The sequence below is a fragment of the Streptomyces sp. NPDC051310 genome (assembly GCF_044455245.1).
In the GTDB taxonomy this organism is placed as follows: Bacteria; Actinomycetota; Actinomycetes; order Streptomycetales; family Streptomycetaceae; genus Streptomyces.
This window is the reverse complement of sequence record NZ_JBITEO010000011.1, coordinates 203,952-216,377: the sequence shown is the minus strand read 5'-3', so window position 1 is coordinate 216,377 and position 12,426 is coordinate 203,952. Positions and strand designations below refer to the sequence as shown.

Annotated in this window: 15 protein-coding genes and 2 tRNA genes; 12 read left to right on the top strand and 5 right to left on the bottom strand. The window is 71.7% G+C overall.

Features of this window, described 5'->3' with window-relative positions:
• Positions 1-51: 51 nt before the first annotated feature.
• The 3 genes from ACIA79_RS18630 to ACIA79_RS18620 all read left to right on the top strand — a co-directional run bounded on the left by ACIA79_RS18630 (position 52) and on the right by ACIA79_RS18620 (position 1,903).
• Positions 52-125, top strand: a tRNA-Ile gene (locus ACIA79_RS18630).
• Positions 126-269: 144 nt separating this feature from the next.
• Positions 270-404, top strand: coding sequence for a DLW-39 family protein (locus ACIA79_RS18625; protein ID WP_003958712.1), 135 nt, complete (start codon positions 270-272; stop codon positions 402-404).
• Between the two features lie 200 nt (positions 405-604).
• Positions 605-1,903 carry a hypothetical protein gene (locus ACIA79_RS18620; protein ID WP_399429380.1) on the top strand — a complete coding sequence of 433 codons (1,299 nt, stop codon included), beginning with the start codon at positions 605-607 and terminating at the stop codon, positions 1,901-1,903.
• A gap of 67 nt (positions 1,904-1,970) precedes the next feature.
• Here ACIA79_RS18620 and ACIA79_RS18615 read toward each other — a convergent pair whose 3' ends face one another.
• Together ACIA79_RS18615 and ACIA79_RS18610 are read right to left on the bottom strand one after the other, a co-directional pair.
• A complete protein-coding gene (locus ACIA79_RS18615; RefSeq protein WP_399429379.1) occupies positions 1,971-3,356 on the bottom strand; it encodes a serine/threonine-protein kinase in 1,386 nt (461 codons plus the stop codon).
• Positions 3,357-3,389: 33 nt separating this feature from the next.
• Positions 3,390-3,938 (bottom strand): transcriptional regulator, encoded by a 549-nt coding sequence (locus ACIA79_RS18610; protein ID WP_031071961.1) that lies wholly within the window; start codon positions 3,936-3,938, stop codon positions 3,390-3,392.
• Positions 3,939-4,089: 151 nt separating this feature from the next.
• Here ACIA79_RS18610 and ACIA79_RS18605 point away from each other — a divergent pair.
• Positions 4,090-4,162, top strand: a tRNA-Ala gene (locus ACIA79_RS18605).
• 452 nt (positions 4,163-4,614) lie between these two features.
• Here the strand turns inward: ACIA79_RS18605 and ACIA79_RS18600 are convergent.
• The gene (locus tag ACIA79_RS18600) at positions 4,615-5,253 is read right to left on the bottom strand and encodes a malonic semialdehyde reductase (protein ID WP_399429425.1); all 639 of its coding nucleotides are present in this window, start codon (positions 5,251-5,253) and stop codon (positions 4,615-4,617) included.
• Between the two features lie 264 nt (positions 5,254-5,517).
• Here ACIA79_RS18600 and ACIA79_RS18595 point away from each other — a divergent pair, with 264 nt between their 5' ends.
• Entirely contained in the window at positions 5,518-5,844 is a 327-nt protein-coding gene (locus ACIA79_RS18595) for a DUF6344 domain-containing protein (protein ID WP_399429378.1), read from the top strand.
• Between the two features lie 15 nt (positions 5,845-5,859).
• Here the strand turns inward: ACIA79_RS18595 and ACIA79_RS18590 are convergent, their stop codons facing one another.
• The gene (locus ACIA79_RS18590) at positions 5,860-6,555 is read right to left on the bottom strand and encodes a DUF5324 family protein (protein ID WP_399429377.1); all 696 of its coding nucleotides are present in this window, start codon (positions 6,553-6,555) and stop codon (positions 5,860-5,862) included.
• Between the two features lie 160 nt (positions 6,556-6,715).
• On the opposite strand from ACIA79_RS18590, the gene ACIA79_RS18585 reads away from it, so the two are divergent.
• Both ACIA79_RS18585 and ACIA79_RS18580 read left to right on the top strand, forming a co-directional pair.
• Complete coding sequence (locus tag ACIA79_RS18585) at positions 6,716-7,249, top strand: peptidylprolyl isomerase (protein WP_399429376.1); 534 nt, start codon at positions 6,716-6,718, stop codon at positions 7,247-7,249.
• 65 nt (positions 7,250-7,314) lie between these two features.
• Complete coding sequence (locus tag ACIA79_RS18580; RefSeq protein ID WP_399429375.1) at positions 7,315-8,178, top strand: rhomboid family intramembrane serine protease; 864 nt, start codon at positions 7,315-7,317, stop codon at positions 8,176-8,178.
• A gap of 243 nt (positions 8,179-8,421) precedes the next feature.
• Here the strand turns inward: ACIA79_RS18580 and crgA are convergent, their stop codons facing one another.
• Complete coding sequence (gene crgA / locus ACIA79_RS18575) at positions 8,422-8,679, bottom strand: cell division protein CrgA (RefSeq protein WP_031071972.1); 258 nt, start codon at positions 8,677-8,679, stop codon at positions 8,422-8,424.
• A 159-nt stretch (positions 8,680-8,838) separates the two neighbouring features.
• Here crgA and ACIA79_RS18570 point away from each other — a divergent pair, with 159 nt between their 5' ends.
• The 5 genes from ACIA79_RS18570 to ACIA79_RS18550 all read left to right on the top strand — a co-directional run bounded on the left by ACIA79_RS18570 (position 8,839) and on the right by ACIA79_RS18550 (position 12,378).
• Positions 8,839-9,609 carry a DUF881 domain-containing protein gene (locus tag ACIA79_RS18570; RefSeq protein ID WP_399429374.1) on the top strand — a complete coding sequence of 257 codons (771 nt, stop codon included), beginning with the start codon at positions 8,839-8,841 and terminating at the stop codon, positions 9,607-9,609.
• 25 nt (positions 9,610-9,634) lie between these two features.
• Positions 9,635-10,366: a class E sortase gene (locus ACIA79_RS18565; RefSeq protein WP_399429373.1), complete on the top strand. Its 732-nt coding sequence runs from the start codon at positions 9,635-9,637 to the stop codon at positions 10,364-10,366.
• Between the two features lie 73 nt (positions 10,367-10,439).
• Complete coding sequence (locus ACIA79_RS18560; RefSeq protein ID WP_150175734.1) at positions 10,440-10,601, top strand: hypothetical protein; 162 nt, start codon at positions 10,440-10,442, stop codon at positions 10,599-10,601.
• On the top strand, positions 10,598-11,236 hold the full coding sequence (locus tag ACIA79_RS18555; protein WP_399429372.1) for an aminodeoxychorismate/anthranilate synthase component II: 639 nt from the start codon (positions 10,598-10,600) through the stop codon (positions 11,234-11,236). Before ACIA79_RS18560 ends, ACIA79_RS18555 begins: the two co-directional genes overlap by 4 nt.
• The gene (locus ACIA79_RS18550; RefSeq protein WP_399429371.1) at positions 11,233-12,378 is read left to right on the top strand and encodes a class E sortase; all 1,146 of its coding nucleotides are present in this window, start codon (positions 11,233-11,235) and stop codon (positions 12,376-12,378) included. The genes ACIA79_RS18555 and ACIA79_RS18550 overlap by 4 nt, the downstream gene beginning before the upstream one ends.
• Positions 12,379-12,426 lie beyond the last annotated feature (48 nt).

Genomic DNA, 12,426 nt, shown 5'->3' with positions numbered 1-12,426 from the left:
GGAACTCACCGCTCCGTGCGCTAATCTTCAGAGGTCAGCGCGCAGCGCGGAGGGGCTATAGCTCAGTTGGTTAGAGCGCATCCCTGATAAGGATGAGGCCACAGGTTCAAATCCTGTTAGCCCCACAGTGACGGTGATCGGCCCGGTCGGAGAAATCCGACCGGGCCGATCGCTTTTCCCGGTGGGCATAGGTCACCGTATGGTCTCGGCCGGTGTGTATAGTCGAGCGCCAGAAGGTCTCCTACGTCAACGAAAGACGAGGTCGCGCGGTGAAGAAGCTTCTCCTGGTCGCACTGGCCGCCATCGGCGGGCTCCTCGTGTACCGCCAGATCCAGGCGGATCGCGCCGAGCAGGACCTGTGGACGGAGGCGACCGACTCCGTGCCCGCAGGTTCCGGTGTGTGAGACGACACGCAGTCTGCGTACGGGCCCCGGTCGCTGAAGCGGCCGGGGCTTCGTGCTGTTCGCGACAGCGAACATATCGGTTGCTTTCGCGAATCCGCTGAGCGTGCGGCAGACAGCCCGGGGGCGGGCGGGGCAGGATGGTCCCCTGCTCGTAGGCGGGGCAGACGTGGCAGGCATCGTGGCGTACGGAGGGGAAGCGCGTGAACAGGCGGTGCGGCGGGGCCGGCGGCCGGGTGGTGCGGGCCGGGGCGGCGGCGCTGTGCGCCGCGGCGGTGCTGACCGGGCAGGCATGGGCAGCCGGACAGCCGGGGCCGTACGCCTTCGCCGAGGGCGCGCGGCAGACGCACGGGGCCTCCAGCACCAGCGAAGCCCCGCAGCTGACCGCCGGAGCGACGTACCGGGACAGCATCAAGTCCGGGGAGAAGCTGGTCTACCGGGTCGACCTGGACGCTGATCACGACGCGTACGTCTCGGCGGTGGCGGTCCCCCGGGCAGGGGCGAAGGTCGCCTACGCCGACGCCCTCAAGGTCTCCCTGCAGGACCGGGACGGCTACGACTGCAGCTCCAACGAAAGCCGGTTCGGCTCCGCCGAGTTCGCGCGGCCGCTGGCCGCCTACGCCCACCGGACCATCGAGAAGGACAGCTCCTCCTGCCAGAAGGGCGACTCGTACTACGTGGTCGTCGAGCGGTCCGACAAGGACACCGCCGGGGCCGAGCCGTGGGACCTGGAGATCCGGCACGAGCTGGAGCCCGGGGTGACGTCCACGGGGCCGACCGCGGCGCCCTCCGTCTGGCCGAGCGCGTCGCCGCCGCTGCCGGGCGGCGGTCCCCGGGAGCGCAAGGGCGGCAGCGGCTTCCACGACGCCACCGGCCTCACCGAGGGCGAGTGGACCGACCGGATCGAGCCGGGGCAGTCGCGGTTCTACCGGGTGCCCGTCGACTGGGGGCAGCAGATCTTCGCCAGCGCCGACCTCGGCAGCTCGACGGGCGACGGCTTCGTCGGCGGCGCGCTCGCCATCACACTGTTCAACCCCATGCAGGGCGTGGTGGCCGGCACCGAGTCCGTCTCGTACACCGGCAAGCAGAAGTCGGCCGCGCTCGACCCGCTGCCGCCGGTGCGGTACGAGAACCGCTACGACTCCAGCGACAAGTTCGAGGACATGCGCTTCGCGGGCTGGTACTACCTGCGCGTGAGTCTGAACCCGGAGGTCGGCGAGGAGTTCGGCAAGAAGCCGTACGGGCTGACGCTGCGGGTCAGCGTACGCGGGCAGGCGCAGCAGCCGCCCGCCTACGAGGGGCCCGCCGGGATCTTCGCGGTCACGGCCGACGACAGGGACCAGGCGGCCAGCGGGCAGAGCGGTCCGGAAGCGGAGCGCAGCGACACCATGAAGGTCGTCGCGGCGGCCGGGATCGGCACCGGCACGGTACTGGTGGCGGGGCTGGGTGTGTGGACGCTGCTGGCCCGGCGGCGCGCCGCCGCGCCGCCCGCGTCGTGGTGAGCGTGCGCTGAGCCGGTCGGGCCCCCGGATCTCCGGGGCGGGGCCGGCGGCCGGGCGGCCGGGCGGCTCAGATGCGGGTGAGCGCCCAGAACCCGATGGCGAAACAGACGAGCGCCGTCAGCAGCACCGGGACCGCGACCTTCCGGGACGGTCCCGGTCGCCGGGGCGCGACGGGGGCGGGAACCTGCGCGGGTGCGGGCTGGGCGGTGTACTGCCGGGTGCGGGGGGCCTGGTGCGGCGCGGGCACCGAGGCGGATGCGGACGCGGGCGCGGGCGCCGGTGCGGGGGAAGCCGGGTGAGGAGCCGGCTGCTGGGGCGGCGGTGCGAGGTGGAAGCTGCCGGTCCCGGACGGGGCCGGAAGGGGCGGGACCGGTACGGGGGCGGTCCGGGTCGCCTGCGCCGCGTGGGCGGCCTGGGCGGCCTGCGCCTGTGCTGTCCGGGCGGCCTGTGCCGCCCGGACGGAAGCGTCGTGGGGCGTCGCCCCGGGGGCCGGGTGTGGCGCCGGCTGCGGGGGCGTCCCGGACGCGTCCTGCCGCGCGGGCGCCGGGTCCGCGGGGGGCGCCGCGGAGGCGGGGACGGGGCCGTCCGGGCCGAAGCCGGCCGGCAGCGGGCCGAGTTGGTCGAAGACCTCGACGGGCTCCTCGTCCCCGTCGGCCTCCGGCAGCAGCTCGACGGCCGCGGACAGCGCCTTGCGCGCGCCCGTGGCCGTACGGAAGCGGGTCTGCGGATCGGGCTGCAGCAGGCCCGCGAGGACCTGCCACAGCGGCTCCGGGACGCCCTGCGGGGCGCCGGGTGTGCCGTAGGCGGCGAAGTGCTCCACGAGCGCCTGCGCGTCGGGCTTCCGCCCCTGGAGCAGATAGAGCGCGACCAGTCCGACGGCGAACAGGTCGGCCGGGAAGTCCGGTTCCGCGCCCATCAGTTGTTCGGGAGCGAAGTAACCGGGCGTGCCGACCACGTAGTTGGTCTCGGTCAGCCGGGGCTCGCCCTTGCGCATGGAGATGCCGAAGTCGGACAGGCGCAGATGCGGCCGTCCCGTTCCGGTCGCCTCCAGCAGGATGTTGGCCGGTTTGATGTCGCGGTGCACGACCCCCTCCGCGTGCACCGCGGCCAATCCGGACAGCAGCTGGTCGAGCAGGGTGCAGACGAAGCGCGGCGGCAGCGGCCCGTAGTCGCCGATCACATGGGCCAGCGACCCGCCGCCCACCAGGTCCATGGTGAACAGCACCTTGTCGTCGTCCGCGGCCCAGCTCGCCGGGGCGAGGACATGTGGGTGATCGATCCTCAGCGCCTGTTCGCGCACGAAGCGCAGCAGTGTGTGGGCGTCGCTCTGCTGCAGCACCTTGGCCGCGACGTAACGGCGCCGGCGGTGGTCCCAGGCGCGCCACACGGCACCGACACCACCCCGCCCGATCGGGTCGATCAGCTCGTACCGCCCAGCGAAGACCTCACCCATCGGCTGCGCCGCTCCCCGTCCGTCCGCCTGAACTCAGCTCTGGTGCGACTCGTAGTGGGCGACCGCGTCCGCGGTGCGCCCCGCGCCGTACACCCTGAGGAACTCTGCCAGCTCCGGGTGGGTCGGGGCGAGCGAGTCGGCCGCATCGATGATGTCGCCGGCCGCCGACACCGAGCGCAGCAGCGACTGGATCTCCCGGACCACGCGCTTGACGGTCGGGGCGCCGGAGCTGGCGGTGGTCTGGCTGGATCCGGTGAGCACCGAACCGCCCTGGGACTTCTTGATTTCGTCCATCCGGTCGGTGGCCTCGGCCGCGCTGACGCTCCCGTCGGCGACCTGGCTCGCGAGCTCCTGGAGAGCCTGCACGCGCTGCACCACGGCAGGGTTGCCGATCTTGGCGCGCTGACCGCTCATCAGCTGGGAGAGCATCGGCGCCGACAGCCCGAGCACCGCCGCGAGACGGGCCTGGTTGAGGCCCAGATCGTCGATGAGCCGGCGGAAGAGCGCCCCCAACGGCTCCCCGTACCAACTGCGCTGGAGCTCTCTGGCTCTCGCGGTCGCTTCCTGCTGTGCTGCATCCATTGCGTCTCCCCATCGCTTCGGTTCGCTGCTGCGAACCTCGCCCAGCATCTTACGGAGAGTGGTCGCCGCCGGGGAGTCCCAATCCTTTTTGCGGGCCACCCCCTGGTAACCGGTACTCTGGTCTGCGGCACGGCCACCCTGTGGCCGTCCCGGGGCCTTAGCTCAGTTGGTAGAGCGCTGTCTTTGCATGGCAGATGTCAGGGGTTCGACTCCCCTAGGCTCCACACACGAACACCTCTCCGATCTGCAGAAACGCAGCCGGAGGGGTGTTTTTGCGTGCGCCGTGGGCCCCCCGGTCCGGCCCTCCTGCGGCCCGGCCGGGCGGGGAAGAGCCACGGTCCAGCACGGGACCATGTGCCCGCCCGGCCGGTCAGCGGGAGATCTCGGCCCTCGTTCCCGCGGGCGGCCTCCCGCGGCCCCGGCGGCCTCGCGGACCGGCGGGAGGCCGCCCCGGAGCAGACCGGCGAGCGGCCCGACGATGGGGGAAGGGCCCGCGCGGAGGGCGAAGAGCTGACGGAGCGGACCCCCGAGCGGCGGAGGACGGCAGCCCGCTTTGCTGGCGTACAGCGTCCGCCTCGCACCCCCTCCGCACCGCCCGTATGCCCCCTCCCAGGCCCTCCTCCTTCCCCTCTTCAACCCCCTCACCTGCGCGAACGGGGAGGGATCGCTCGCGGGGTCAGACGGTCCGGAAGACCTCCTCGAAGGCCAGGCGCGGGGCCCGGGGGCGGAAGGCGTCCGGGGCGGGGCGGCCCACGTTCGCCACCACGAGGGCGCGGTGGTGGCCGTCGGGGAAGAACTCCGCGGTGACGGCTTCGGCGTCGAAGCCCGACATCGGCCCGACGGCCAGGCCGGCCGCCCGTACGCCCACGATGAAGTAGGCGATCTGCAGCGCGGCGTTCAGCACGGCGGCGTCGTGGCGCGGCCCTTCGTCGGTGAACAGCTCGCGGGCGTCCGGGACGTGCGGGGCGACCTTGGGCAGCTGCTCGTGGAAGTGCAGGTCGGCGGCGAGGACGACGACCAGGGGCGCCTGCCGCGTCTTGGCCTGGTTGCCCGGCGCCATGTGCTCGACCAACCGGGCCCGCGCCTCGGCGCTGCGGACCAGTACTGCGCGCAGCGGCTGGCTGTTCAGTGAGGTCGGTCCGTACTTGACCAGATCGTGGATCGCGGCGATCTGCTCGTCGGTCACCGGCTCGTCGGTGTACGCGTGGGCCGTGTGCGCCTGCCGGAACAGCAGGTCCTGGGCCCCGGCGGCCAGTGCGCGCACGGCCGGGGCGTCGGCAGCCGGCGCGCCGGAGGTGGCGGAAGCGGTGGGCATCGTGGAAGTCACGCCACTCCTCTAGTACGGCGCGGAGGGCGGGCGCCACTTCTGTTACTCCACACGAGTGCTGTTCATCGGAAGATCCGCGCGGCGCCCGTGGAGGTCCTCGCGTTCTCGAGATGCGTACACATCATGAGGAAGGTATGTAGATCGCCCAACCCGGTCAGCAGCTCACCCGCTCACCCGCTGACCCGTTCACCCGTTGACTTGCTGACTCGAACCGCTATGAACCGGCACGAACCGACACGAAAGCGAGGGGCCATGGCCGCCGTCGAAGTCACCCGCGTCTGGACCGCCTTCCTCTCCCTCCTGACCGCTCTCCTCGCCGCCCTCGGCTTCCGCCACGGCACGACGACCGCGTCCGCGGTGCCCGCTGCCCGGCCGCAGCAGCCTGCCGCGCCGGCGCCGGCCCCCGCCCCGGTGCCCGTACCGCGCAAGGCGTCCGCACGGGACCGGTCACTGCCGCCCACCATCAAGCAGCGCATCCACGCCGAGGCGCACGGATCGTCGCCCTCCGTGCGCCATCTGCCGTCCGCCGCCCTTCAGCCCGCCCCGACGGGGCTGGCCGACCTCGCGCTCGCAGCCTAGGGCGAACGCCGCGGCCTACGGCCGGTCATCGCCGTTCGGCGACTCCGCTTCCGCCTCGGCCTGCTTGGCCTCCACCTCCGGGTCCAGGGTTCCGGCACTGCCGTCGACCGACGTCAGGGGAGTCGGCTCGGAGACCTCCGTGGCAGCCGGCGGTTCGACCAGCCAGTCCGGGTTGGCCTGCTTGTCCCACCACTTCCACGCGGCGAACGCCGCACCCGCCAGGACGCCCACCACCGCCATCCCCTTGGCGACACGCCCGGCTCGCGCCCGGCGCTCGTGCTTCCTGACGATCCGCTGAATGTCCTTCGCGGTCACCTGACCGCGCAATGCCGCCACCGCGGCGGCCGAGCGGTTCACCGCCTCCACCCCCACGGGCTGGGCGGCGGCCATGGCTTTCTCCACCCGGGGCGCGGTGTACTCCGCCGCCTGACGCGCCGCCCGGCGGGTCTGCACCATCGCACGGTGCGCGGCCTGGTCGAGCTTCGGCGGCACATGCGGCGCCACCATCGTGTCGAACTGGGTGCGAGCTTGCGTCCGCGCCTGAAGCGCGACGCTGGAGACCTTCGGCGCGACCCTGACGCGCGCTTCGTTCGCGTAGTGCACGGCTGTGTCCTTCGCCGTGTTCGCGTAGGGCGCCACCACTTCCGCGGCGTGCCGCACGCTGTCCATTGCCGTATCGGTCGCGGCGCGCACGCTGTCCTTGCGGGTCACGGGGTCCTCCTCCTCGGTGGCGGGGCGGGTCGGTATTCGCCTTTCCGTCCTGTTTGAAATCATGCCTGCCGCTGTCTCCGTCGGCATGCTGTACGGGCATCCGGGGCACCGGCCGTGGGAGGATCGGGGTACGTCAGCGCAGACTTACGGAAGGCACACCGTGGCCGAGCAGCTTTACGCCACCCTGAAGACCACCATGGGCGACATCGCGATCCGGCTCCTGCCGTTCCACGCCCCGAAGACGGTGAAGAACTTCGTGGAGCTCGCCAGGGGCGAGCGCGAGTGGGTGCACCCGGCGACCGGTGTGAAGACCACGGACCCGCTGTACGACGGCACGGTCTTCCACCGTGTGATCAGCGGCTTCATGATCCAGGCCGGCGACCCCCTCGGCAACGGCACCGGCGGTCCCGGCTACGAGTTCGGCGACGAGATCCACCCGGAGCTGCACTTCACCAAGCCGTACCTGCTGGCCATGGCCAACGCCGGCCCGGGCACCAACGGCTCGCAGTTCTTCATCACCGTCTCACCGACCGCCTGGCTCACGGGCAAGCACACGATCTTCGGCGAGGTCGCCGACCAGGCCGGCAAGCGGGTCGTGGACGCCATCGCCGCCACCCCCACCAACCCGCGTACGGACCGTCCGCTGGAGGACGTGGTCATCGAGTCGGTGGAGATCGAGTCCCGCAAGAGCTGAGCGGGCACTTTTCGCCCCGTCCGTCCGTCAGGATGGACGGGGCGTCGCGTTGAGAGGGGATCCCCATGGAGCAGGCGCAGGCGCCGCATTGCTACCGCCACCCGGGCGTGGAGACCGGTATCCGGTGCACCCGCTGCGAGCGGCCGATCTGCACGGACTGCATGGTCGACGCCTCGGTCGGCTTCCAGTGCCCGGACTGCGTGCGGAACGGGTCGGGTACGGGGCACGCCCCGTCCGCTAACCAGCCGCGCACGGTCGCGGGCGGCCGGATCACCGGCGGCGACCCGCAGCTGATCACCAAGATCATCATTGCCGTCAACCTGGCCGTGTTCTTCGCCGTGCTGGCCGTCCCGCAGCTCGACGACCGGCTCTCCCTGGTGGGGCTCGCCTACGATCCGCAGCTCGGCGAGGTGGTCGGCATCGCGGACGGCGAGTGGTACCGGCTGCTGACGTCCGCCTTCCTGCACCAGGCGATCTGGCACATCGGCTTCAACATGCTCGGGGTGTGGTGGCTGGGCGGGCCGCTGGAGGCGGCGCTCGGCCGGGCCCGCTACCTGGCGCTCTACCTGCTGTCGGCGCTGGCCGGCAGCGCCTTCACCTATCTGATCGCCGCGCAGAACCAGCCGTCGCTCGGTGCCTCCGGCGCGGTCTTCGGGCTGCTGGGTGCGACGGTGGTGCTGGTGCGGCGGCTCAAGTACGACATGCGCCCGGTGATGGCGCTGCTCGTCCTGAACCTCGTCCTCACCTTCTTCTGGGAGGGCATCGCCTGGCAGGCGCACATCGGCGGCCTGATCGCCGGCGCGGTCATCGCGTACGGGATGGTCGGCGGCCCGCGCGAGCGGCGGGCCGTCATGCAGTGGGGAGCCTGTGGGCTGGTGCTCGTCCTGTCGCTGGCGACTGTCGTTGTGAGGACCGTCGCGCTCAGCTGAGCGGGGTTTTCCCCAAGCTTGTCCACAGCGCGTGGCGGTTTCTGCGCGCCGGGTGGGGAACATCTGTACCCATGGCTCTGACCTGCGGTGATGTGGAAGTGGCGCGCGAGGCGCCGCAGTCACATCGGCGTCAACACCGTGTGGGTTATCCACAGATCGTCTGACCTTTTCCACGGCCTGTACACAACGCTGTGGATAACCTCAGGGCACGGCTTGACGGCTACCGCGAAGGCTGCCCGGACGTCACTTCCACTGGGTGGAGACGCCGAAGCCGCCGGCGATGAAGCCGAACCCGACCACGATGTTCCAGTTCGAGAGCGACTTGATCGGCAGCGAGCCGTCGGTGACGTAGAAGACGACGATCCAGGCCAGCCCGATGGCGAAGAGAGCCAGCATCACCGGTGCCACCCAGCTGCGGTTGGTCAGCTTGATGGCGGTCGCCTGCTTCGCGGCCGGCGGCGGCGTGAAGTCGGCCTTCTTGCGGATACGTGACTTCGGCACGAGGGACTCTCCTGTCGATGCGCTGCGTGACCGCGCAGGGAACTGTGGCTGTGTGCTGCGTTTGTGCTGGTGCCGGGGCTGAGGACGAGGGGGACCACTGCTCCGCCCGGGCGTCCGTTAGCGTAGTGCTTCCTCGGCGCTGAAGGAGATAAGGGTACGTTGAGCAATTCCGCCGACTCTCCCGCAGAGCCCGCCCCGCGCCGTCCGTGGCGCCCGGTCCGGGTCCTCACCGCCGGCGTCTTCGCGCTCGCCGGCCTCATCTTCGTCACCAGCTTCAACACCGCCAAGGGCACCAACATCCGCGAGGACGCCTCGCTGCTGAAGCTCTCCGACCTGATCCGCGAGCGCAGCCACAAGAACGGCGAGCTCGACGAGTCGACGGCCGCCGTACGCGGTGAGGTCGACGCCCTCGCCCGGCGCGACGACGGCTCCACCAAGGCGGAGGACGAGAAGCTCGGTGCCCTGGAGAAGGCCGCGGGCACCACCCCGGTCGCGGGCCAGGGCCTGACCGTCACCCTCAACGACGCCCCGCCCGACGCCCGCGCGGCCCCCGGCTACCCCGAGCCGCAGGCCAACGACCTGGTCATCCACCAGCAGGACCTCCAGGCGGTCGTCAACGCCCTGTGGAAGGGCGGCGCCAAGGGCATCCGCGTGATGGACCAACGGCTGATCTCCACCAGCGCGGTCCGCTGCGTCGGCAACACCCTGATCCTCCAGGGCCGGGTCTACTCGCCGCCTTACAGGATCACGGCAGTGGGCGACAGCGGACGCCTCCGGCGGGCGCTGGAGGACTCGACGGCCATCCAGAACTACCTGCTGTACGTGAAGGCGTACGGGCTCGGCTGGAAAGTCGACGGGCACGAGGCGGTGACTCTGCCGGGCTACTCGGGCACAGTGGATCTCCACTACGCGAAGCCTGTGACCGACTAGCTCCGCTTCAGGGGAGGGCGGGCCCGTGCGGCTGATCGTCAGGACCCTCAGCGAGCTCTGCATCACCGCGGGCGCGGTGATCCTGCTGTTCGTCGCGTACGTGGTGCTCTGGACCGGGGTCGAGGCCCGGGACGCGGTGGCCGTTGAGATCCGGGCGCTGGAGCGGCGGTGGGCCGAGGCGCCGCCGGCCGCCGGCCCGGCCGCCCCGCCGGTGCCGCAGCGGCCCGCGCCCTCCGGGCCGTCGGAGGCGTCCGGGCCGTCCGGAGCGGCGCCCTCCGCGGCGTACGTGCCCGGGAAGCCGTTCGCCGTCATGTACATCCCCCGCTTCGGCGCCGCGTGGGACTGGCCCGTCCTGGAGGGCACCGGCGCCGGCACCCTCACGAAGGGGCTCGGCCACTACACGGCCACCGCGCCGCTCGGCGGGACCGGGAACTTCGCGGTGGCCGGCCACCGCCGTACGTACGGCGACCCGTTCAAGGACTTCCCGCGGCTGCGCCCCGGCGACGCGGTCGTGCTGAACGACGGCACCACCTGGTTCACGTACCGCATCGCGCGGCAGCCCTACCGGACCGTGCCCTCCGACGTCGGCGTCGTCGACCCCGTACCGGCGAAGGCGGGCTTCGGCGGGCCCGGGCGGTACCTGACCCTCACCACCTGCGATCCGGAGTGGGGCAGCACCCACCGGCTCATCGCCTGGGCGCGGCTGGAGGCCACACGGCCTGTGACGGAAGGCAAACCACCGGCTTTGGACAGCTGACCCACCCGGGGGGTGCGGAGCCGTACTCTGGTGCGGTATCGAAGGGCACACGACGGAAGGACCAGCAGACGTCATGTACGGCTGGATCTGGCGGCATCTGCCGGGCAACGCCTGGGTGCGGGCACTGATTTCGCTCGTGCTCGTGCTGGCGGTGGTCTACGTGCTCTTCCAGTACGTCTTCCCCTGGGCGGAGCCTCTGCTTCCGTTCAACGATGTGACGGTGGACGGTCAGTGAGCGCGCGCATTCTCGTCGTCGACAACTACGACAGCTTCGTCTTCAACCTGGTCCAGTACCTGTACCAACTGGGCGCCGAGTGCGAGGTCCGGCGCAACGACCAGGTCGAGCTCCGCCACGCCCAGGACGGCTTCGACGGCGTCCTGCTCTCGCCCGGGCCGGGAACGCCCGAGGAGGCCGGCGTCTGCGTCGACATGGTCCGCCACTGCGCCGACACCGGGGTCCCCGTCTTCGGCGTCTGCCTGGGCATGCAGTCCATGGCCGTGGCGTACGGCGGTGTCGTCGACCGCGCGCCCGAGCTGCTGCACGGCAAGACCTCGCCGGTCACGCACGAGGGCCGCGGCGTCTTCACCGGGCTGCCGTCGCCGTTCACCGCGACCCGGTACCACTCGCTGGCCGCCGAGCCGGGCGACCTGCCGGCGGAGCTGGAGGTCACCGCGTGGACGGAGGACGGCATCATCATGGGGCTGCGCCACCGTGAGCTGGCCGTCGAGGGCGTGCAGTTCCACCCGGAGTCGGTGCTCACGGAGCACGGGCACCTGATGCTCGCCAACTGGCTCGAGCAGTGCGGCGACACCGGAGCGGTGGGCCGGTCGGCAGGGCTCGCGCCGGTGGTGGGCAAGGCCGTCGCGTGACCCCCGCGCGCCCGGAGCACGGCGCGGGGGCGGGGGAACAGGGGTCGCCCTGGTTCCGGGCGACGAACCTGCCGGAGCGGGAACCGGAGCCGGAGTACCCGTACTGGCAGAGCCCGGCCGCGCCGGACGTTCCGTACGACGAGACGATGGCCCTCCGCACGGGGGACGCGCGGCGAACAGTCGCCACGCACACCGGCCCGGAGCCCACCGAACCGGCCGGGCCCGCTCCGGACCATGAGTCCGCTGCCGTGCCCCGGGCCGGGGCCGGATCCGGCGAAGCCGTGCGGCCGGCGGGCGGCCGCGCCGAGCGCCGTCGTGCGGCCAAGGGGCGCGGCCGCCGCCGCGCGGGCAAGCACACCCCGGCCGGCGCCGCGGCGGGCTCCTCGGCGGTCTCGGCGGCTTCCGGAGGGTCTGCCGCTCCCGAGCGGCCGATGACGCGCGTCGAGGCCCGGCGCGCCGCCCGCGCCCGCAAGGACAGCGTCGGTGTCGTCGCCAGCCGTGTGGTGGGCGAGCTGTTCATCACCTTCGGCGTCGTGATGCTGCTCTTCGTCACGTACCAGCTGTGGTGGACCAACGTCCGCGCCGGCCTGGAGGCCGACAAGGCCAAGAAGGGCATCGAGGAAGCCTGGGCGGAGGGGCGCAAGCCCGGGGCGTTCGAGCCGGGCCAGGGCTTCGCGATCATGTACATCCCGAAGCTGGACGTCGTGGTGCCGATCGCCGAGGGCATCGACAAGGAGAAGGTCCTCGACCGCGGCATGGTCGGCCACTACGCCGAGGGTCCCCTGAAGACCGCCATGCCCTCGGACAAGCAGGGCAACTTCTCCGTCGCCGGCCACCGCAACACCCATGGCGAGCCGTTCCGTTACATCAACCGCCTGGTGCCGGGAGACCCGATCGTCGTCGAGACGCAGGACGCGTACTACACGTACGAGATGCACAGCATCCTGCCGCAGACCCCGCCCTCGAACATCTCGGTGATCCAGCCGGTGCCGCAGGGTTCCGGCTTCTCCAAGCCCGGCCGCTACATCACGCTGACGACCTGTACGCCGGAGTTCACCAGTACGTACCGAATGATCGTGTGGGGCAAGATGGTCGAGGAACGCCCGCGCAGCAAGGGGAAACCGGACGCGCTCGTAGGCTGACGAACGACCTCTCGACTCCTCGACCTCGACCTCCAGACGGGACAGATG